General features: G+C 42.4%; 30 protein-coding genes and 1 pseudogene. 29 read left to right on the forward strand and 2 right to left on the reverse strand.

Annotated elements, in window-relative coordinates; genetic code table 11:
- Nucleotides 1–49: 49 nt before the first annotated feature.
- The 29 genes from AK823_RS02895 (at nt 50) to rplQ (ending at nt 16,280) form a co-directional block, all read left to right on the forward strand.
- Nucleotides 50–1,645, forward strand: coding sequence for an Rne/Rng family ribonuclease (locus tag AK823_RS02895; RefSeq protein WP_068326089.1), 1,596 nt, complete (start codon nt 50–52; stop codon nt 1,643–1,645).
- Nucleotides 1,646–2,135: 490 nt separating this feature from the next.
- Entirely contained in the window at nt 2,136–2,447 is a 312-nt protein-coding gene (gene rpsJ, locus AK823_RS02900) for a 30S ribosomal protein S10 (RefSeq protein WP_010196670.1), read from the forward strand.
- Nucleotides 2,448–2,496: 49 nt separating this feature from the next.
- Nucleotides 2,497–3,135: a 50S ribosomal protein L3 gene (gene rplC, locus AK823_RS02905; RefSeq protein ID WP_068034596.1), complete on the forward strand. Its 639-nt coding sequence runs from the start codon at nt 2,497–2,499 to the stop codon at nt 3,133–3,135.
- Nucleotides 3,136–3,149: 14 nt separating this feature from the next.
- Nucleotides 3,150–3,752 carry a 50S ribosomal protein L4 gene (gene rplD / locus AK823_RS02910; RefSeq protein WP_068034598.1) on the forward strand — a complete coding sequence of 201 codons (603 nt, stop codon included), beginning with the start codon at nt 3,150–3,152 and terminating at the stop codon, nt 3,750–3,752.
- Nucleotides 3,749–4,099, forward strand: a complete 351-nt coding sequence (gene rplW, locus AK823_RS02915) for a 50S ribosomal protein L23 (RefSeq protein WP_068034600.1) — start codon at nt 3,749–3,751, stop codon at nt 4,097–4,099. The genes rplD and rplW overlap by 4 nt, the downstream gene beginning before the upstream one ends.
- Before the next feature lie 11 nt (nt 4,100–4,110).
- Nucleotides 4,111–4,938: a 50S ribosomal protein L2 gene (gene rplB / locus AK823_RS02920; protein ID WP_068034602.1), complete on the forward strand. Its 828-nt coding sequence runs from the start codon at nt 4,111–4,113 to the stop codon at nt 4,936–4,938.
- Nucleotides 4,939–4,949: 11 nt separating this feature from the next.
- Nucleotides 4,950–5,225, forward strand: a complete 276-nt coding sequence (rpsS, locus tag AK823_RS02925; protein WP_068034604.1) for a 30S ribosomal protein S19 — start codon at nt 4,950–4,952, stop codon at nt 5,223–5,225.
- 10 nt (nt 5,226–5,235) lie between these two features.
- On the forward strand, nt 5,236–5,565 hold the full coding sequence (gene rplV / locus AK823_RS02930; RefSeq protein ID WP_021813373.1) for a 50S ribosomal protein L22: 330 nt from the start codon (nt 5,236–5,238) through the stop codon (nt 5,563–5,565).
- A gap of 3 nt (nt 5,566–5,568) precedes the next feature.
- Complete coding sequence (rpsC, locus tag AK823_RS02935; RefSeq protein WP_068034605.1) at nt 5,569–6,294, forward strand: 30S ribosomal protein S3; 726 nt, start codon at nt 5,569–5,571, stop codon at nt 6,292–6,294.
- Between the two features lie 3 nt (nt 6,295–6,297).
- Nucleotides 6,298–6,711 (forward strand): 50S ribosomal protein L16, encoded by a 414-nt coding sequence (gene rplP, locus AK823_RS02940; RefSeq protein ID WP_010196693.1) that lies wholly within the window; start codon nt 6,298–6,300, stop codon nt 6,709–6,711.
- Nucleotides 6,711–6,908 (forward strand): 50S ribosomal protein L29, encoded by a 198-nt coding sequence (rpmC, locus tag AK823_RS02945; RefSeq protein WP_010196696.1) that lies wholly within the window; start codon nt 6,711–6,713, stop codon nt 6,906–6,908. The genes rplP and rpmC overlap by 1 nt, the downstream gene beginning before the upstream one ends.
- Nucleotides 6,905–7,180, forward strand: coding sequence for a 30S ribosomal protein S17 (gene rpsQ / locus AK823_RS02950; protein ID WP_021813375.1), 276 nt, complete (start codon nt 6,905–6,907; stop codon nt 7,178–7,180). The genes rpmC and rpsQ overlap by 4 nt, the downstream gene beginning before the upstream one ends.
- Before the next feature lie 181 nt (nt 7,181–7,361).
- Complete coding sequence (gene rplN / locus AK823_RS02955; RefSeq protein ID WP_010196702.1) at nt 7,362–7,730, forward strand: 50S ribosomal protein L14; 369 nt, start codon at nt 7,362–7,364, stop codon at nt 7,728–7,730.
- 8 nt (nt 7,731–7,738) lie between these two features.
- Nucleotides 7,739–8,056 (forward strand): 50S ribosomal protein L24, encoded by a 318-nt coding sequence (rplX, locus tag AK823_RS02960; RefSeq protein ID WP_011279796.1) that lies wholly within the window; start codon nt 7,739–7,741, stop codon nt 8,054–8,056.
- A gap of 21 nt (nt 8,057–8,077) precedes the next feature.
- Nucleotides 8,078–8,614 carry a 50S ribosomal protein L5 gene (rplE, locus tag AK823_RS02965; RefSeq protein ID WP_068034610.1) on the forward strand — a complete coding sequence of 179 codons (537 nt, stop codon included), beginning with the start codon at nt 8,078–8,080 and terminating at the stop codon, nt 8,612–8,614.
- 12 nt (nt 8,615–8,626) lie between these two features.
- Entirely contained in the window at nt 8,627–8,932 is a 306-nt protein-coding gene (rpsN, locus tag AK823_RS02970) for a 30S ribosomal protein S14 (RefSeq protein WP_068034613.1), read from the forward strand.
- A gap of 11 nt (nt 8,933–8,943) precedes the next feature.
- A complete protein-coding gene (rpsH, locus tag AK823_RS02975; protein ID WP_068034616.1) occupies nt 8,944–9,342 on the forward strand; it encodes a 30S ribosomal protein S8 in 399 nt (132 codons plus the stop codon).
- Nucleotides 9,343–9,549: 207 nt separating this feature from the next.
- Entirely contained in the window at nt 9,550–10,083 is a 534-nt protein-coding gene (rplF, locus tag AK823_RS02980) for a 50S ribosomal protein L6 (RefSeq protein ID WP_068034617.1), read from the forward strand.
- An 11-nt stretch (nt 10,084–10,094) separates the two neighbouring features.
- Nucleotides 10,095–10,445 (forward strand): 50S ribosomal protein L18, encoded by a 351-nt coding sequence (rplR, locus tag AK823_RS02985; protein WP_058368273.1) that lies wholly within the window; start codon nt 10,095–10,097, stop codon nt 10,443–10,445.
- Nucleotides 10,446–10,447: 2 nt separating this feature from the next.
- Nucleotides 10,448–10,963 (forward strand): 30S ribosomal protein S5, encoded by a 516-nt coding sequence (gene rpsE / locus AK823_RS02990; protein WP_010196711.1) that lies wholly within the window; start codon nt 10,448–10,450, stop codon nt 10,961–10,963.
- A gap of 20 nt (nt 10,964–10,983) precedes the next feature.
- Entirely contained in the window at nt 10,984–11,163 is a 180-nt protein-coding gene (gene rpmD / locus AK823_RS02995; protein ID WP_010196714.1) for a 50S ribosomal protein L30, read from the forward strand.
- Nucleotides 11,163–11,603 (forward strand): 50S ribosomal protein L15, encoded by a 441-nt coding sequence (rplO, locus tag AK823_RS03000; protein ID WP_068034621.1) that lies wholly within the window; start codon nt 11,163–11,165, stop codon nt 11,601–11,603. Before rpmD ends, rplO begins: the two co-directional genes overlap by 1 nt.
- Nucleotides 11,604–11,622: 19 nt before the next feature.
- Nucleotides 11,623–12,954 carry a preprotein translocase subunit SecY gene (gene secY / locus AK823_RS03005; protein ID WP_203226507.1) on the forward strand — a complete coding sequence of 444 codons (1,332 nt, stop codon included), beginning with the start codon at nt 11,623–11,625 and terminating at the stop codon, nt 12,952–12,954.
- A 30-nt stretch (nt 12,955–12,984) separates the two neighbouring features.
- Complete coding sequence (rpmJ, locus tag AK823_RS03010) at nt 12,985–13,101, forward strand: 50S ribosomal protein L36 (protein ID WP_010196721.1); 117 nt, start codon at nt 12,985–12,987, stop codon at nt 13,099–13,101.
- 254 nt (nt 13,102–13,355) lie between these two features.
- Nucleotides 13,356–13,712, forward strand: coding sequence for a 30S ribosomal protein S13 (gene rpsM / locus AK823_RS03015; RefSeq protein WP_010196723.1), 357 nt, complete (start codon nt 13,356–13,358; stop codon nt 13,710–13,712).
- Between the two features lie 20 nt (nt 13,713–13,732).
- Nucleotides 13,733–14,122, forward strand: coding sequence for a 30S ribosomal protein S11 (gene rpsK / locus AK823_RS03020; RefSeq protein ID WP_058368279.1), 390 nt, complete (start codon nt 13,733–13,735; stop codon nt 14,120–14,122).
- Nucleotides 14,123–14,170: 48 nt separating this feature from the next.
- Nucleotides 14,171–14,812 carry a 30S ribosomal protein S4 gene (rpsD, locus tag AK823_RS03025; protein ID WP_010196731.1) on the forward strand — a complete coding sequence of 214 codons (642 nt, stop codon included), beginning with the start codon at nt 14,171–14,173 and terminating at the stop codon, nt 14,810–14,812.
- 81 nt (nt 14,813–14,893) lie between these two features.
- Complete coding sequence (gene rpoA, locus AK823_RS03030; protein ID WP_058368281.1) at nt 14,894–15,901, forward strand: DNA-directed RNA polymerase subunit alpha; 1,008 nt, start codon at nt 14,894–14,896, stop codon at nt 15,899–15,901.
- A gap of 19 nt (nt 15,902–15,920) precedes the next feature.
- Nucleotides 15,921–16,280 (forward strand): 50S ribosomal protein L17, encoded by a 360-nt coding sequence (rplQ, locus tag AK823_RS03035; protein WP_010196736.1) that lies wholly within the window; start codon nt 15,921–15,923, stop codon nt 16,278–16,280.
- Nucleotides 16,281–16,360: 80 nt separating this feature from the next.
- Here the strand turns inward: rplQ and AK823_RS03040 are convergent, their stop codons facing one another.
- Nucleotides 16,361–16,981 (reverse strand): L-threonylcarbamoyladenylate synthase, encoded by a 621-nt coding sequence (locus AK823_RS03040; protein WP_068034625.1) that lies wholly within the window; start codon nt 16,979–16,981, stop codon nt 16,361–16,363.
- Nucleotides 16,982–17,187: 206 nt separating this feature from the next.
- Nucleotides 17,188–17,966: pseudogene (locus AK823_RS03045) on the reverse strand (elongation factor P hydroxylase).
- Nucleotides 17,967–18,010 lie beyond the last annotated feature (44 nt).

The raw sequence follows: 18,010 nt of genomic DNA on the forward strand, positions 1-18,010 counted from the left end.
ATTTATAAGAACTGTTTATAAGAACTATAAGCAATAAGAGAAAAACAATATGTCTGAAGAGCTGCTGATTAATGTCAGTCCCATGGAATGCCGCGTGGCTGTCTTGGATAATGGTGTGCTCGGCGAGATTTACATAGAGCGCCATCATAAATTAGGATTAGTAGGCAATATTTATCTGGGTACGGTGGTACGTGTATTACCAGGAATGCAGGCTGCCTTTGTAGATATTGGTCAGTCACGTACGGCTTTTTTACATGTCAATGATATGCAGCGTGAACCACGACCCACTTCAAAGAATAAAAACCAATCTATACCAGAGGCCATGGATTCGACGGATACTGGAGTAACATCAGCCGACAGTCTAGAGATAACACCACCTGTTGTCAGCGCAAAGACCACTGAGATCGTAGCTGCACCTAGTAAGACTCTTATCCAACACCGTCTGCATGAAAGTCAGCGTATTTTAGTACAAGTGACTAAAGATCAATTAGGTAGTAAAGGCGCACGTCTGACTACCAACGTCTCATTGCCATCACGTTATCTAGTATATTTGCCATCAAGCGATCATGTTGGTATCTCCCAGCGTATTGATAGTGATGATGAACGCACGCGTCTCAAAACTGAGCTGACCAGTCTGATGCAGACAGTCAATTTAAAAGGTGGTTTGATTGCGCGTACGGCGGCTGAGCGCGTACCTGTCGACAAGCTCGAAGAAGACATTTACTATCTCGTGCAGCTCTGGCGAACTATTTGTGCACGTCGACAAGAGATGAATCACCATCAAAGCTCAGAGCTTATTTATCAAGAGCTGTCTTTACCGCTACGCTCTATTCGTGATTTGGTACATGCAGACACCGAAAAAGTCATCGTCGATAATACGCAAATCTACGAGCAAGTGCGGCATTTTGCTAAAGAGTTTGTGCCCTTCGTCTATGATCGCATTGTCCACTACACTGCTGAGCAATCACTGTTTGATGTGCATCGAGTTGAAGAAGACTTACGCGATGCCTTAAAACGTCGTGTTGATTTAAAATCTGGTGGTTATCTGATTATTGATCAAACCGAAGCGATGACGACTATTGATGTTAATACGGGCTCATTTGTCGGTGGACGTTCATTAGAAGATACTGTCTATAAGACCAATCTTGAAGCCACACATGCAATCGCCCGTCAAATACGTCTGCGTAATTTGGGTGGCATTATTATTCTAGATTTCATCGATATGCTAGAGCAAGAACATAAAGATGATGTACTGACAAGCTTACAAGAACAACTTACTCAAGATTATGCCAAGACTAATATCACCCAAGTCAGTGAGCTTGGTCTGGTAGAGATGACACGTAAACGGACACGTGAGTCGTTAGGGCAGCAACTATGCGAGCCTTGCTCGACATGCCAGGGTCGCGGCTTTGTCAAAACAGCCGAGACAGTTTGCTTTGAGATATTTCGTGAAATGATGCGCTGCGCTCGTACTTACAACTCTCCAAAGAAGTTTACAGTCGTGGCTCATGCTGCCGTTATTGACTTATTACTCACCTCAGAAGCGGATACAGTTGCAGATCTTGAATACTTATTAGGACGAGTTATTACTTTTGAAGTAGAAAACCTATATACCCAAGAGCAGTATGATATTGTATTAGACTAGATGGTAGCTAGTCTTCGACCTTAGCGTTTTAATTGAAGCAATTAAAACGCTAAGTAGTCAATAGAGTTGTAATGCTTCATTTTAGAAATCAATCAAATATATATAACTAATAATAGATAGTGATTAACTTTGAAGTGAACTAATTTTAATAATGCTGTTAAGTGTTCTAGATATTGGTCTTGCAATCAGATAAATACTATGTATAATATACACCACTGAATTATATATGCGCGGCCAATAAAAAAGCTGGCGCTATGACAGCTAGAGCATCGTTTCTAGCACTATTTCATTATGCCTTTGCTGACATCCTATAATGGAAGGGTCGGCGGGGCTTTAAACTATTTTGCTTTTAGTACGCTATAAGTTCCGTTAACGAACTCATTCTGGTTAAGAACAGAAGGCCGCTTTAAGTGAATATTTAACCAAACGGCTTTTACTCATTTACTTGCAAAGCAAGAATGATAAAAGCACATATTAGGAGCTTGCTGGCATGGCTAACCAGAGAATCCGTATCCGTCTTAAGTCTTTTGATCATCGTCTGATTGATCAATCTGCACAAGAGATTGTTGATACTGCAAAGCGCACCGGTGCGCAAGTTTGTGGTCCTGTACCGTTGCCGACTCGCATTGAGCGCTTCAACGTTCTAACCTCGCCACACGTCAATAAAGACGCTCGTGATCAGTACGAAATCCGTACTCATAAGCGTATGGTTGATATCGTTCAACCTACTGACAAAACTGTGGACGCGTTAATGAAGTTAGATTTAGCGGCGGGCGTTGACGTTCAAATTGCTTTGGGTTAATGCACATTAAATGCCCAACCCATTAATATAAGATATAAAGAGGTCTAAAATGGCGATCGGTTTAGTCGGTAAAAAATGCGGCATGACCCGTGTCTTCACTGAGACAGGTGCCTCTATCCCTGTAACAGTGATTGAGGTCGATGCAAACCGCATTACTCAAGTAAAAAATACTGATGTAGATGGCTATCAAGCCATTCAAATCACCACAGGTACTCGTCGTGACAGCCGCGTAACAGCCGCACAGAAAGGTCACTTCGCAAAAGCTGGCGTTAAAGCTGGTCGTGGTGTTTGGGAATTTCGTGCCAATGAAAGCGATCTTGAAGGTCGTGAGATTGGTGGTGAGATTCTAGCTGACTTGTTCGAACAAGGTCAGATGGTTGATGTTACAGGAAATAGTAAAGGTAAAGGTTTCCAAGGCCCTGTAAAACGTCACAACTTTAGTATGCAAGATGCTACGCACGGTAACTCAGTATCTCATCGTGCACATGGTTCAACTGGTCAGAACCAGTCGCCAGGTAAAGTATTCAAAGGCAAAAAGATGGCGGGCCAAATGGGTAACAAACGTGTTACCGTTCAAGGCCTAGAAGTGGTCTCGGTTGATGCCGAAAAAGGGTTACTTGTCATCAAGGGTGCTATCCCAGGTGCCACCGGTGGCGACGTTATCGTACGTCCGTCAATCAAAGCCTAAGCAAGGGGATTAACGTGGATTTAAAAACAGTTACAGGTGCGGCGGTTGAGCTTTCTGATACGGCTTTCGGTCGTGAATTCAACGAAGCATTAGTGCATCAAGTCGTCACTGCATATCTTGCAGGTGCTCGTCAAGGTACACGTGCACAAAAAACCCGTGCCGAAGTTTCTGGCGGTGGCATTAAGCCATGGCGCCAAAAAGGTACTGGTCGCGCTCGTGCAGGCTCTATTCGTAGCCCAATCTGGCGTGGGGGCGGACGTGCATTCGCGGCCAAACCACAAGACTGGTCACAAAAAGTTAACCGCAAAATGTATCGCGGCGCTATGCAGTGCATCTTAGCCGAGTTAATACGTCAAGAACGTCTAATCTTGGTTGAAGAATTAACAATCTCTGCACCTAAGACCAAAGAGTTGATTGCAAAGTTGAGTGAATTAAATGCACCTCGTGCACTTATCGTCACAAAAGATGTTGACGAAAACTTATACTTAGCCGCCCGCAATATTCCACACGTCAATGTACTTGGTACAAACGAAGTGGATCCAGTGAGCTTGATCGCCTTTGATAAAGTGATCATGTCAGTTGAAGCTGCGAAACAATTTGAGGAAGCACTAGCATGAATAACGCAAGACTTTATCAGGTCTTAAGAGGACCTGTCTTCTCAGAGAAATCTCAAATGCTTGGTGACTCACTTGGCGTGCAAGTATTTAAAATTGATGCTAACGCTACTAAGTTAGAAGTCAAAAAAGCAGTTGAGCTAATGTTTGAAGGTGTTGAAGTTACTAAAGTGAACACTTTGAATGTTAAAGGTAAGACAAAGCGTTTTGGTAAGAGCATCGGCCGTCGTAATGACTATAAAAAAGCCTATGTTACCCTAAAAGCTGGTCACGATGTACAAATGGCTGATGCTGGTGAGGACGTAGTTGATACTACTACCTCTACTAGTGAAACAGCGAACAACGAATAAGGATAACACTCATGCCTATCGTAAAAGCAAAGCCAACATCACCAGGCCGTCGTTTTGTTGAAAAAGTGGTGCATCCACACCTTTACAAAGGTCGTCCTTATGCAGCGCTTCTCGAATCAAAAAGTAAGTCAGGTGGTCGTAATAATAATGGCCGTATAACTACTCGTCATATTGGCGGTGGTCATAAGCAACATTACCGTATTATTGATTTTAAACGCACCAAAGACAATATTCCAGCAACGGTAGAGCGTATTGAATACGATCCTAACCGTACTGCACATATTGCTTTACTTAAGTATGCTGATGGCGAACGTCGCTATATCATTGCTGCTAAAAAACAAGCAGTTGGCGATACAGTAATGTCAGGCGAAGCATCTCCAATTCGTCCAGGTAACTGTTTACCGCTTAAAAACATCCCATTGGGTACTGTGATCCATAATATCGAACTTAAAATCGGTAAAGGCGCACAGATGGCTCGTGCAGCGGGTGCAAGCGTTCAGTTATTAGGCCGTGACGGTATTTATGCGATTCTTCGTATGCGTTCAGGTGAAACTCGCCGTGTACATATCAACTGCCGTGCAGTTATTGGTGAAGTTTCTAATACTGAAAACAACTTGAAATCACTTGGTAAAGCCGGTGCTTCACGTTGGCGTGGTATTCGTCCTACCGTTCGCGGTGTAGCGATGAACCCAGTTGATCACCCACATGGTGGTGGTGAAGGTCGTAACAAAGGTCGCCATCCAACTAGCCCTTGGGGTCAGAAGTCTAAAGGACTTAAAACGCGTCATAATAAGCGTACTGACAATATGATCATCCGTCGCGCCAAGAAGAAGAAATAAGGAAGAATTTCATGCCTCGTTCATTGAAAAAAGGTCCATTCATAGACGCGCACTTGTTTGCTAAAGTTGAGAATGCATTAGAAACCAACTCACGCAAACCGATTAAAACTTGGTCGCGCCGCTCGATGATTTTGCCACAAATGGTTGGCCTAACTTTATCTGTTCACAACGGCCGTACTCATGTACCGGTTATCGTGAGCGAGCAGATGGTTGGTCATAAACTAGGTGAATTTGCCCCGACTCGTACGTATCGTGGTCATGGCATTGACAGAAAAGCTAAGAAATAAGGTGCTTACCATGGAAGTAACTGCAAAATTACGCGGTGCCGCCATCTCGGCACAAAAAGTTAGACTCGTTGCTGATGAAGTTCGTGGCAAATCTATCGAACGTGCTTTGGATATCCTAACGTATAGCAATAAAAAAGGCGCTGTGTTTGTTAAGAAATGTCTTAACTCAGCCATCGCCAATGCCGAACATAATCATGGATTAGATATCGACGACCTAAAAGTCGCTACTATCTATGTCGATGAAGGCATCACGCTAAAGCGTATCCTACCACGTGCTAAGGGTCGTGCTGATCGTATCAGTAAACGTACCTGTCACATCACTATAAAGGTAGGAGAATAAGTTATGGGTCAAAAAGTACATCCAATCGGAATTCGTCTTGGTGTTGTAAAAAAGCATAACGCAAACTGGTATGCTAACCCTAAACAATACTCAGAATACCTAATCAACGATATTCAAGTTCGTGAATATTTACGCAAAAAACTAGATAACGCTATGATCAGCAACATAATGATCGAGCGTCCTACTGGTGCTGCTAAGATTACCATCGCCACTGCGCGTCCTGGTATTGTTATCGGTAAAAAAGGCGAAGATATCGAAAGACTTCAAAAAGAATTGACCAAAATTATGGGCGTACCTGCTCAGGTCAACATTGAAGAAATCACGTCACCTGACCTTGACGCTCGTTTGGTAGCAGACGGTATTGCTAGTCAGCTTGAGCGTCGCGTTATGTTCCGTCGTGCGATGAAACGCGCTGTACAGAACAGTATGCGTTCTGGTGCTAAAGGTATTAAAGTTGAGTTGTCTGGCCGTCTTGGCGGTGCTGAGATTGCTCGTTCTGAATGGTACCGTGAAGGTCGTGTGCCATTGCATACACTACGCGCTGATATTGACTATGCGTCAGTACGTGCGGAAACAACTTACGGCACCATTGGTGTAAAAGTTTGGATTTTCCGTGGCGAAATCCTTGACGGCATGAATAGTGTATACAATCCCGTCAAAGAAGAGCAGACTCGTGCGCCAAAACGCCGTGGTCGTGGTGGAAACCGTCGAAACTCAGACAGAGGTTAAACTATGTTACAGCCAAAACGTACCAAGTTTCGTAAAATGCATAAAGGTCGTAACACTGGGCTAGCTCATCGTGGAAGCACCGTTGCATTCGGACAAATTGGTCTAAAATCTTTGACGCGTGGTCGTATGACAGCTCGTCAAATTGAAGCGGCACGTCGTACCATTACTCGTAAAATTAAGCGTGGTGGTAAGATTTGGATTCGTGTATTCCCAGATAAGCCTATTACTAATAAACCATTAGAAGTACGTATGGGTAAAGGTAAAGGTCCAGTCGAATATTGGGTATGCGAAATCAAACCTGGTAAAGTGCTATATGAAATTGAAGGGGTACCAGAAGAACTTGCACGTGAAGCTTTCACGCTTGCTGCAGCAAAACTGCCCTTTAAAACTACCATTGTTAAGCGGACGATAATGTAATGAAGATCAGTGAATTACGTGATAAATCATTAGAAGAACTGACTCAGTTACTTGATGAAAAGCAACTTGATGCTTTCCGTATTCGTATGGCTAAAGCAACTGGTCAGTTGGGTAATACCCATGAAGTCAGAGGCAATCGTCGCACGATTGCTCAGATTCAGACTTTGATTAACGAGAAACAACGAGGCGACTCATGAGCGATAACAATCAAACAGCTACCAATGCTAGCGTATTGACAGGACGAGTTGTCAGCGACAAGATGGACAAGTCCATCACGGTTTTGATTGAGCGTCTGGTTCGTCATCCTTTGTATGGCAAACAGCTTCGTCGTTCTACAAAAATTAAGGCCCATGATGAGAATAACGTTTGCCAACAAGGCGACCTTGTCCGCATCAAAGAAACGCGTCCAATCTCAAAAACTAAGTCTTGGACTTTAGTTGATGTGGTTGAAAAAGTAGAAAAAATCTAAGTAAATTGCATTAAAAGCCAGAAGCTGTTAAAATAGCCGCCTTTTTAAGGATGCTGATTGCGCCGAGCGTATATCACTCACATTAAGAGTAAGGTGCGGTTATTTACATTAAAATGCCGTCTACTCATACTGTGCTAGCGGCAGCAACTGGTTTTTTTGCTCATACGTGTGGAGTAACGCTATGATTCAGGTTGAGTCAATGCTGGAAGTTGCAGATAATAGCGGTGCAAGGCGAGTTCAGTGCATTAAAGTACTGGGTGGTTCTCATCGTCGTTATGCATCAGTTGGCGACATTATTAAAGTAACGGTTAAAGAAGCCATTCCTCGCGGTCGTGTTAAAAAAGGCGATGTGATGAATGCGGTAGTTGTACGTACCAAAAAAGGCGTTCGTCGTCCTGATGGTTCTGTTCTGCGTTTTGACGACAATGCTGCGGTATTGTTGAACCAAAATAAAGCACCGATTGCAACTCGTATTTTTGGACCGGTAACTCGTGAACTACGTGGTGATCAGTTTATGAAAATTGTATCACTAGCACCAGAAGTATTGTGAGGTAATCCATGTCAAAATTACGTAAAGGCGATACAGTTATCGTGATTGCTGGTAAAGATAAAGGCAAACAAGGTACTGTACAAGCTGTAAAAAATGATCGTATTAAAGTAGAAGGCATTAATATTGTTACTAAACATCAGAAGCCAAATCAGGCAACTGGCGTTGAAGGTGGCATTCTTAAGCAAGAAGCTTTTCTGCATATCTCAAATGTCGCAATCTTAAATGCGCAAACCCAAAAAGCAGACCGTATTACTTATCAATTCGGCGAAGACGGCAAGAAACAACGCGTCTATCGTTCGAACGGTGAAGTAGTGGCGACTGCGTAAGACACTAAGGGTGTAATGGTAATGGCAAGATTAAAATCTTTATATAACGATAAACTAAAGCAGCAAATCAAAGAAGAGCTTGGTTTAGACAATGTGATGCAAGTGCCTAAAATCACTAAAGTCACAATTAACATGGGTGTAGGCGGTGCGTCTCAAGACAAGAAATTGCTTGAAGGTGCAGTAGCTGACATGACAGCGATTGCTGGTCAAAAGCCTGTCGTCACCAAAGCGCGTAAATCAGTTGCTGGCTTTAAAATTCGTGAAGAATGGCCAATTGGCTGTAAAGTAACGCTACGCGGTGAGCAAATGTACGAATTTTTAGATCGTCTGATTGCCATTGCAATTCCTCGTATTCGCGATTTCCGTGGTTTTTCACCTAAAGCCTTTGACGGACGTGGTAACTATTCACTGGGTATCAAAGAACAAATCGTATTCCCAGAAGTAGATTTTGACAAGATTGATCGTATCCGTGGTATGGATGTGACAATCACCACGTCAGCTCAATCTGATGAAGAAGGTCGTGCGTTACTTAAAGCATTCGGCTTCCCATTTAAATAAGGTAAAGACGTTATGGCAAAAAAGAGCATGATTAACCGCGAATTAAAGCGCGAAAAAATGGTTGCTAAATATGCTGAAAAGCGTATTAAGCTAAAAGAAACCATCAGTGATATGACTGCAAGTGACGAAGAGCGTATGGACGCGATGTTAGAGCTACAAGCTCTACCACGTAATTCATCGCCAGTACGTCTGCGCAATCGTTGTGCTATCACCGGTCGTCCTCATGGCTACTTCCGTAAGTTTGGCTTATCACGCAATATGCTGCGTGAGCGAGTCATGCAAGGCGATGTGCCTGGTGTTCGTAAAGCAAGCTGGTAAGGGGTAACTATATGAGTATGCAAGATACCGTTGGGGATATGCTAACCCGTATTCGTAACGCACAAATGGCTAACAAAGTATCGGTAGCAATGCCGAGCTCTAAACTACGTAAATCAATCGCTGATCTATTAGTTAGCGAAGGTTATGTAGCTAATGCCGTTGTTACTGAAGAAGACAACAACAAAGCAACACTTACTATTGAACTAAAATACTTCGAAGGCAAAGCTGTCATCGAAACTATCCAACGTTTTAGCCGTCCTGGTTTACGCCAGCATCGCGGTAAAGACGCTATCCCTACTGTTAAGCAAGGTATGGGTGTTGCTATCGTATCAACTAGCCAAGGCATTATGAGTGATCGTGCTGCTCGCGCTGCTGGTATCGGTGGTGAAATCGTTGCATTTGTTGCTTAAGGCAGCACAACGATAAAGTCTATTTGAATCCTTTTAAGTTAGCTTCAATCTGATAAAGATTGCTCTAAACTTAAAGTAAATTAGACGTCTAGCGATTTCATAAAAATTCGTTAGTGTTTAATAGGATCAATTATGATAAACTAGCAGGCTTTTTAGCCTGTTAGTTTTTTCGCTAATATAAGTTTTAATTTTTCAAGGAATATTCCTATGTCTCGTGTGGCTAAAGCCCCAGTGACGCTACCCAATGGCGTGAGCGTTACTTTGAACGATCGGCAGGTCGAAGTTAAAGGCAAGAACGGCAATATGTCTTTACGCCTGCATGAATTGGTCGAGCTGAAACAGGAAGATGATGCAATCATTTTCTCACCTACAGTCGATTCAAAAGAAGCTATGATGCATACTGGCACCATGCGCGCCCTGCTTAACAATTATGTTACAGGCGTCAATGAAGGCTTTGAAAAACGTCTTCAACTAATTGGTGTTGGTTACCGTGCGCAAGCTACTGGCAATAAAGTAATCCTTAACGTTGGTTACTCGCATCCAGTAGAATATACGCTACCTGAAGGTGTGTCAGCTGAAACTCCAACGCAAACTGAAATTGTTTTAAAATCAAACAATAAACAGCAGCTTGGTCAAGCAGCGGCTAATATCCGTGGTTTCCGCCCACCAGAGCCTTATAAAGGCAAAGGTATTCGTTATAGCGACGAACATGTGGTTCGCAAAGAAGCTAAGAAAAAATAAGGTGAGTTGAAATGTTTGATAAAAAAGCAGCTCGTCTGCGTCGAGCTAAGAAAACCCGCGCGCATATCCGTTTTTTAGGCGTTCATCGTCTGACGGTTAACCGCACGCCGAAGCACATTTATGCCCAGATTATCTCTCCGAACGGTGGTGAAGTGATTGCTCAGGCATCTACCTTAGACGGCAGCTTGCGCTCAGGCGCGACTGGCAACGCTGATGCAGCGACGTCTGTAGGCCAACTAATCGCAGAACGCGCAAAAGCAGCTGGCATTACTAAAGTTGCCTTTGACCGTAGTGGTTTTAAATATCATGGTCGAGTTAAAGCTTTAGCTGAAGCAGCTCGCGAAAACGGATTGGAGTTTTAATCATGGCTAGAAATGATAAAAATGATAAAAATGAACAAACAGACGGTCTAGTAGAACGCCTTGTTACCGTTGATCGCGTTGCAAAAGTGGTCAAGGGCGGTCGTATCTTCTCTTTTACTGCGTTAACCGTAGTAGGTGATGGTAATGGTCGTGTCGGTTTTGGTCGTGGTAAAGCACGTGAAGTGCCAGCTGCTATTCAAAAAGCACTAGAAGCTGCAAAACGTAATATGATTACTGTTGAGCTTAATGATGCAACTTTGTATCATCCGATCAAAGCACGTCATGGCGCTAGTAAAGTCTATATGCAACCTGCATCTGAAGGTACTGGCGTAATCGCTGGTGGCGCAATGCGTGCTGTATTAGAAGTTGCTGGTGTCAAAGATGTTTTGACTAAATGTTATGGTTCTACCAATACTGCTAACGTTGTTCGTGCAACGTTTAACGGTTTACGTGATATGTCAACTCCAGAGAAGATGGCAGCGAAACGTGGTAAATCTGTAGACGAAATCTTGGGTTAACTTAGACTAGGTGAGTTACGATGAAAAAAATGAAAGTCACTCAATTTAAATCGGGTGCCCATCGCCTAAAGAGCCACAAAGCGAGCTTGAAAGGATTGGGTTTACGCCGTATTAATCATACTGTTGAAGTAGAAGATACTCCTTCAACACGTGGTATGGTTAATCGCGTCAACTACATGGTAAAAGTGGAGGAAGCGTAATGGGTCTTAGATTAAATGAATTATCACCAGGTGTTGGCGCAAAGAAAACTGCCCAACGTCGTGGTCGTGGTATCGGTTCAGGTCTTGGTAAGACTGGTGGTCGTGGTGTAAAAGGTCAGAAATCTCGTTCAGGTTCTAGCATTCGCTCAGGATTTGAAGGTGGTCAAATGCCTTTATATCGTCGTCTACCAAAATTTGGTTTTACCAGTAAAATGGCAATGACAACTGCTGAAGTTCGTCTGTCTGAACTGAATAAAATTGAAGGCGATGTGGTTAGCATTGAAACACTTAAAGCTGCTAACCTTATCCGTCATGACATGAAGCGTGCCCGTATTATGCTGTCAGGCGAAGTCACCAAAGCTTATACTTTTAAAGGTATTAAAGTGACTAAAGGTGCCAAGCAAGCAATCGAAGCTGCTGGTGGTAGCATCGAGGAGTAGTAACGTGTCCAAGCAATCAATGTCATCGGCTGGTATACCGCTAAATCCATTTGCATTCATACGTAAGTATGATGAACTATGGACGCGTTTATTATTCTTAATCGGCGCATTGATTGTTTATCGTTTAGGGTCACATATTCCAGTTCCGGGTATTAACCCGGTCAATTTGGCTGATCTGTTTTCGCGCAACGAAAACACCATTCTGAGTATGTTTAACATGTTCTCAGGTGGTGCACTAGAACGTATGTCCATTATGGCACTTGGTATTATGCCATATATTTCAGCATCTATTATTGTACAAATGATGTCTGCAGTATTACCATCGCTTGAAGCTCTCAAAAAAGAGGGTGAAGCGGGACGACGTAAGCTAAACAAGTATACCCGTCAGGGAACACTTGCTTTAGCACTAGTACAGTCATTAGGAATGTGTGCTGGCTTAATCAGTCAAAACTTGACATTGTCTACTGGTCTTACCTTTTACATTCCTGCTGTCACTTCATTGGTAGCAGGCGCTATGTTCTTAATGTGGCTCGGTGAGCAGATTACAGAGCGTGGCGTAGGTAATGGTATTTCAATGCTTATTTTTGCCAGTATTGTTGCTGGTACGCCTGGAATGATTTCGCAGTCTATTGAACAGGTCAATCAAGGTCAGATGAACTTGATTGTGCTATTTATTTTTGTATTATTAGGTGTCGCGGTTACTGCTGGTATCGTTTATATTGAGCGTGCCCAGCGCCGTGTTCCTGTGAACTATGCACAGAAACAACAGCAAGGCCGCAAAATTTATGCTCAACAGCAGTCACATTTGCCGTTGAAAATAAACATGGCAGGAGTTATCCCTGCCATTTTTGCTAGCTCGTTACTTTTGTTCCCAGCAAGTTTAGGGCAATGGGTTGGTCATTCAACTGATCCTACTTTTACCCAAAAAATATTACAAAATATGGCATTAGTGTTGTCTCCAGGACAGCCATTATATTTAGTCCTGTTTGGTGCGATGATTATCTTCTTTTGCTATTTCTATACAGCATTGGTTTTTAGTCCACGTGAAGTTGCCGAAAACCTTAAACGTAGCGGTGCTTATATTCCAGGTATTCGCCCCGGACAACAAACTCAGCGTTACCTCGATCATGTATTAAACCGATTAACCTTTATTGGCGCGATATACATGACGGTTATTTGTTTAATGCCGATGGTCATCCAGTCATCATTTGGTGTGCCGTTCAATCTTGGTGGTACATCGTTACTGATTATGGTGGTTGTGGTAATGGACTTCATATCGCAAATTCAGGCGCATTTGATGACCCATCAATACCATGATCAGACGTTAATTCAGTCACCTACTCAACCCTAACGAGTAGTGTGATATCTCAAGGAGCATGCTATGAAAGTTCAAGCATCAGTTAAGAAGATTTGTGGTAGCTGTAAGGTTGTGCGCCGTAAAGGTCGTGTACATATCATTTGCACAGCAGAACCACGCCACAAGCAACGTCAAGGTTAATTGGTAGATAGAAGTTGGCCTTAAGCCAAATCTATATATTTAAATAATACTTGAATAATAACGGCGGATGCGATATCATCCGCCACTTGCCGTAGTTTATGCAAAAACTTTTATAATACCGTCAATGAATAGGCTTGTAACCAAGTTAAAGCAGCGATAATAATTATAAAAGCTTTAGTATTGACAGCAACAAATCTGAAAAATAAAGCCTTATTTATAAATAACGCTTATTTTTCTTTAATGGAGAGAAATCAATGGCTCGTATTGCCGGCGTAAACATTCCGGATAATAAGCATGCTGTTATTTCACTAACTTACATCTTTGGTGTAGGTCGTACCACTGCTCAGAAAATCTTAGAAGCAGTTGGCATTGCCCCTACTACTAAAGTCAGTCAGTTAGATGATACACAGTTAGATGCTATCCGTGCACAAATTGCAAATTACATGACTGAAGGTGACCTTCGTCGTGAAGTTTCAATGAATATTAAGCGTTTAGTTGATCTTGGTTGTTACCGTGGCATTCGCCATCGTCGTAACCTACCAGTTAGAGGTCAGAACACCAAGAACAACGCTCGTACTCGTAAGGGTCCGACACGTCCTCTCAAAAGATAATTAACTTAGGAAGCTAAAAGATGGCAAAAGACACTCGCAGTCGCAAAAAGGTGACTCGTCGTTCAGTATCGGAGGGCGTAGCCCATATCCATGCGTCTTTTAATAACACCATTGTTACGATTACCGATCGTCAAGGTAATGCATTGGCTTGGGCCACTTCAGGTGGACAAGGCTTCCGTGGTTCACGTAAATCTACACCATTTGCAGCTCAGGTTGCAGCTGAAGTCGCTGGTAAAGCGGCCCAAGAATATGGTGTTAAGAATATCGATGTTTTGGTCAAAGGACCAGGACCGGGTCGTGAGTCTGCGGTAAGAGCACTAGGTGCATTGGGTTATAAAGTTAACAGCATCTCTGATGTAACCCCAATCCCACACAATGGTTGCCGTGCGCCGAAAAAGCGCCGCGTCTAATATTAAAGACGAAGCTTTTTATCCCAAAAGCTTATAGGAGACATAAAGATGGCCCGCTATATTGGACCAAAACTTAAATTATCACGTCGTGAAGGTACAGACTTAGGCCTTAAGTCTGGTGTTAAACCATATGACGTAAAAACGAAAAAAGCTGGGCGTCCGCCTGGTCAACATGGCGTAAGCCGTAACAAGACTTCAGAGTATGCATTACAGCTGCGTGAAAAGCAGAAAGTTAAGCGTATTTATGGTGTTCTTGAGCGTCAGTTTGCTAATTACTATAAAGAAGCTGCTCGCAAGCGTGGTGCTACTGGTGAGAACTTGTTAGCTATGCTAGAGAGCCGTCTAGACAACGTGGTATATCGCATGGGCTTTGGCTCAACTCGCGCTGAAGCACGTCAACTAGTTAGCCATCGTACTGTTATGGTAAAAAAAGCTGGCCGTGATGAGTTTGTTCGTGTGAACATTCCTTCAATCCAGTTGCAAGATGGTGATGTCATCGCTATCCAAGAGAAGTCTCGCGAACAGCTACGTATTAAAAATGCTATCGAATTAGCAACACAACGTGGTATTCCAGAATGGCTTGATGTTGATCACAGCAAACTACAAGGCACGTTTAAACAAGCGCCTGATCGTATTGATCTACCTGCTGAAATCAACGAAAGCTTGATCGTTGAGCTATACTCTAAATAACTGACGTACTGCTCAATGTTATAAGAATAACATTGAGCAATTAACGTTAATTAAACCAGTTAAATAAATCGAGGTGACATCATGATGCTAAATGCAACTGAGTTTCTAACGCCGAACGCCATTAATGTGGATACGGTTAACGAAACGATTGCGAAAGTCACGCTCGAACCGTTAGAACGCGGCTTTGGGCATACCTTAGGGAATGCCTTACGTCGTATCTTGTTATCTTCGTTACCTGGTGCTGCAGTCATTGAAGCTGAGATTGATGGTGTTGACCATGAATACTCGACGCTTGAAGGACTACAGGAAGATGTGCTTGACTTGCTTTTGAACTTAAAAGGCTTGGCCATCACACTTCATGACCAAAATGAAGTATTTTTGACCTTGGATAAACAAGGTCCAGGCACTATTACTGCTGCAGACATCGCACTACCGCATAATGTCGACATTATCAATCCAGAGTTGGTTTTAGGTACATTAAGCGAGCGTGGTCATCTTAAGATGCGTTTGCGTGTAGTAATGGGTCGTGGATATGAGCCAGCAAATCAGCGCCGTGAAGATGGTGACACGAAAGCAATTGGACGCTTAAAGCTTGATGCAAGTTTTAGCCCAGTACTTCGTGTTGCTTATCAAGTTGAGAACGCACGTGTAGAACAGCGTACTGATCTTGATCGTCTTATCGTTGAGCTTGAAACTAATGGCACTATAGATCCAGAAGAAGCAATTCGTAAAGCAGCAACTATTTTGCAACAACAGATTTCTATCTTTGTTGACCTAGAAGCTGAAGAAGCGCCTGAGCCTGTGAAAGAAAAAGAAGAGGTCGATCCGGTGCTTTTACGCCCTGTGGATGATCTTGAACTAACGGTTCGCTCAGCCAACTGCTTGAAAGCTGAAAACATTTACTATATCGGTGATTTGGTACAACGTTCAGAGACTGAACTATTAAAAACCCCAAATCTTGGTAAGAAATCATTAACAGAAATCAAGGACGTACTAGCGTCTAAAGATTTAGAGCTTGGTATGCGCTTAGATAACTGGCCACCAGCTGATTTACGTGTTGATGATCGCTTTTCTTATCGTAGCCGTTAAACTTTAAGGATATTTGACTATGCGCCATCGTAAGAGTGGAGTCAAGCTGGGTCGTACCGGCAGTCATCGTAAGGCAATGTTTCAGAACATGACTAACTCATTATTTGAGCATGAACTGATCAAAACAACATTACCAAAAGCTAAAGAACTACGTCGCGTTGCCGAGCCGTTGATTACAATGGCTAAAGAAGACAGCGTTGCTAATCGTCGTTTAGCATTTAGCCGTATGCGTAGCAAAGCTATGGTAGGCAAATTATTTGGCACGTTAGGTCCTCGTTACCAAACGCGTCCAGGTGGTTATTTGCGTATCGTAAAATGCGGTCATCGTGACGGTGATAATGCGCCAATGGCATATGTAGAACTAGTTGATCGTGACTAATTTTATATTGACGATATAATTCATAAAAAAAGGCTCCAATTCACTTGGAGCCTTTTTTTGCGTGTCGAATTCTCTATTAATTACAACAACAATGAATCGACATCGGCAGCACCTTGTCTGATAATTTCAGGCTGACCACTAGTCATATCTACAATGGTAGTCAGTTTGGTGGTTTTAATACCGGCATTGATTAGGCCATCAATTTGATTGCCCAGTAAGTCTTCGATCTCAAAAGGATCATCTAATATGTCATCTCGGTTTGGTAATATTAACGAGCTAGTCAGAATAGGCTCGTCCATCGCTTCCAAAAGTGCTTGAGCAATAGGATTGCTTGGCACGCGAATACCAATAGTTTTTTTCTTAGCGTGCGCCAGTTTTTTAGGCACATCTTTAGTAGCATTTAAAATAAAAGTGATAGGTGCAGGGGTATGTGCTTTTAGCTGTTTAAACTGCACATTGTCTACTGTGGCATAATTAGCAATTTCACTTAAATCACGGCATAACAGGGTAAATTGATGCTTATCATCAAGTTCACGAATTTGCTTAAGTTTTTCAAGTGCATCTTTTGCACCGAGACGACAACCAAAAGCATAACTGGTATCAGTAGGATAGATAAGTAGTTTATCAGCGCGTAGCAAGTCAGCAGCTTGTTCTATAAGGCGAGGTTGTGGATTGTCTGGATGAATGTAAAAAGTTTGCATAAAATTTCCTTATTTATATGGTTATAGGTAGTTTTACTGATTTTATAATATTTGAAGTATCACACTACAGATTCAGTATAGCGGCAAAGAAGTTGAGAGATATAGAGAGATGCCGTTAATAATCGTAGGAAAACGTTAAACATAGTTGATTAAACATCATACAGATATGCAAGGTAGCTATATACTTTTAAAGTACCTATATAATTTTAGTGGTATTGATTATTAATAACGTACGCAATAACGTCTTAGCATCACGCGGTAGACTTTGTGGTACAGCAATATACTGAACGACTTGTTGATAAACATCGTGAGAGAATGTACTAGCGCTGGTATCAAAGCTGGCGAATAAATTATCTTGCGAGACTTGAAACGGACGTCCGCAAGCAAGTGTGAATAAACACTCTAATGCCTGTGGCTTAACCTCTGCGCCTTCAAAAGCCTGCTGCTGCGCTGCTGTTCGTCCATCTGGTGCATACCAGTATCCAAAGTCGTTTAAGAGTCTACGTTCGCTACCAGCGATGCACCAATGGCTAATTTCGTGCAGAGCGCTGGCAAAAAAACCATGAGCGAATACAATACGTGCAGGTTTATCACCTTGTGCTGGGAAATACTCTGGTTCTTGCTCGCCGCGTATCAATTCTACTTGTTGTCCTAAAAATAGGACATTGAACAGTGATATCAGCCAATCCGTAAGAGCGTATTCGGAGTTTTTTTGTAAGCTCAAGGTATTGATAAGTGTATTTTTAATTTTGTTATCTGTATTAACATCATTTAACCACTGCCACTGCTGTTGTGAAATTTTTAAGTAGCTGTCGAGCTTAGTTTTGGCTACAGCGTCTAATTTTTTATTACCGACGGTTAAGTTGGTATAACTCGAGCCAACATTAGAAGTATCTTCTAATTTTATTAGTCGATTTAATAAATTGGTAGCATTAGTTGTAGTCAATACTGTAGAAAAATCAGGATGATCAGGTTGAGAATTCATAAATAGACAAGTCAAATAGGTAAATAATAAAAAAGTTATGAGGC

The sequence above is a fragment of the Psychrobacter sp. P2G3 genome (assembly GCF_001593285.1).
Classification (GTDB): domain Bacteria; phylum Pseudomonadota; class Gammaproteobacteria; order Pseudomonadales; family Moraxellaceae; genus Psychrobacter.

Bases quoted from the DNA above. Each gene is read 5' to 3' on its own strand.
- AK823_RS02895 (WP_068326089.1), top strand. From the start codon at position 50: ATGTCTGAAGAGCTGCTGATTAATGTCAGTCCCATGGAATGCCGCGTG.
- rpsJ (WP_010196670.1), top strand. From the start codon at position 2,136: ATGGCTAACCAGAGAATCCGTATCCGTCTTAAGTCTTTTGATCATCGT.
- rplC (WP_068034596.1), top strand. From the start codon at position 2,497: ATGGCGATCGGTTTAGTCGGTAAAAAATGCGGCATGACCCGTGTCTTC.
- rplW (WP_068034600.1), top strand. From the start codon at position 3,749: ATGAATAACGCAAGACTTTATCAGGTCTTAAGAGGACCTGTCTTCTCA.
- rplB (WP_068034602.1), top strand. From the start codon at position 4,111: ATGCCTATCGTAAAAGCAAAGCCAACATCACCAGGCCGTCGTTTTGTT.
- rpsS (WP_068034604.1), top strand. From the start codon at position 4,950: ATGCCTCGTTCATTGAAAAAAGGTCCATTCATAGACGCGCACTTGTTT.
- rplV (WP_021813373.1), top strand. From the start codon at position 5,236: ATGGAAGTAACTGCAAAATTACGCGGTGCCGCCATCTCGGCACAAAAA.
- rpsC (WP_068034605.1), top strand. From the start codon at position 5,569: ATGGGTCAAAAAGTACATCCAATCGGAATTCGTCTTGGTGTTGTAAAA.
- rplP (WP_010196693.1), top strand. From the start codon at position 6,298: ATGTTACAGCCAAAACGTACCAAGTTTCGTAAAATGCATAAAGGTCGT.
- rpmC (WP_010196696.1), top strand. From the start codon at position 6,711: ATGAAGATCAGTGAATTACGTGATAAATCATTAGAAGAACTGACTCAG.
- rpsQ (WP_021813375.1), top strand. From the start codon at position 6,905: ATGAGCGATAACAATCAAACAGCTACCAATGCTAGCGTATTGACAGGA.
- rplN (WP_010196702.1), top strand. From the start codon at position 7,362: ATGATTCAGGTTGAGTCAATGCTGGAAGTTGCAGATAATAGCGGTGCA.
- rplX (WP_011279796.1), top strand. From the start codon at position 7,739: ATGTCAAAATTACGTAAAGGCGATACAGTTATCGTGATTGCTGGTAAA.
- rplE (WP_068034610.1), top strand. From the start codon at position 8,078: ATGGCAAGATTAAAATCTTTATATAACGATAAACTAAAGCAGCAAATC.
- rpsN (WP_068034613.1), top strand. From the start codon at position 8,627: ATGGCAAAAAAGAGCATGATTAACCGCGAATTAAAGCGCGAAAAAATG.
- rpsH (WP_068034616.1), top strand. From the start codon at position 8,944: ATGAGTATGCAAGATACCGTTGGGGATATGCTAACCCGTATTCGTAAC.
- rplF (WP_068034617.1), top strand. From the start codon at position 9,550: ATGTCTCGTGTGGCTAAAGCCCCAGTGACGCTACCCAATGGCGTGAGC.
- rplR (WP_058368273.1), top strand. From the start codon at position 10,095: ATGTTTGATAAAAAAGCAGCTCGTCTGCGTCGAGCTAAGAAAACCCGC.
- rpsE (WP_010196711.1), top strand. From the start codon at position 10,448: ATGGCTAGAAATGATAAAAATGATAAAAATGAACAAACAGACGGTCTA.
- rpmD (WP_010196714.1), top strand. From the start codon at position 10,984: ATGAAAAAAATGAAAGTCACTCAATTTAAATCGGGTGCCCATCGCCTA.
- rplO (WP_068034621.1), top strand. From the start codon at position 11,163: ATGGGTCTTAGATTAAATGAATTATCACCAGGTGTTGGCGCAAAGAAA.
- secY (WP_203226507.1), top strand. From the start codon at position 11,623: ATGTCATCGGCTGGTATACCGCTAAATCCATTTGCATTCATACGTAAG.
- rpmJ (WP_010196721.1), top strand. From the start codon at position 12,985: ATGAAAGTTCAAGCATCAGTTAAGAAGATTTGTGGTAGCTGTAAGGTT.
- rpsM (WP_010196723.1), top strand. From the start codon at position 13,356: ATGGCTCGTATTGCCGGCGTAAACATTCCGGATAATAAGCATGCTGTT.
- rpsK (WP_058368279.1), top strand. From the start codon at position 13,733: ATGGCAAAAGACACTCGCAGTCGCAAAAAGGTGACTCGTCGTTCAGTA.
- rpsD (WP_010196731.1), top strand. From the start codon at position 14,171: ATGGCCCGCTATATTGGACCAAAACTTAAATTATCACGTCGTGAAGGT.
- rpoA (WP_058368281.1), top strand. From the start codon at position 14,894: ATGATGCTAAATGCAACTGAGTTTCTAACGCCGAACGCCATTAATGTG.
- rplQ (WP_010196736.1), top strand. From the start codon at position 15,921: ATGCGCCATCGTAAGAGTGGAGTCAAGCTGGGTCGTACCGGCAGTCAT.
- AK823_RS03040 (WP_068034625.1), bottom strand. From the start codon at position 16,981: ATGCAAACTTTTTACATTCATCCAGACAATCCACAACCTCGCCTTATA.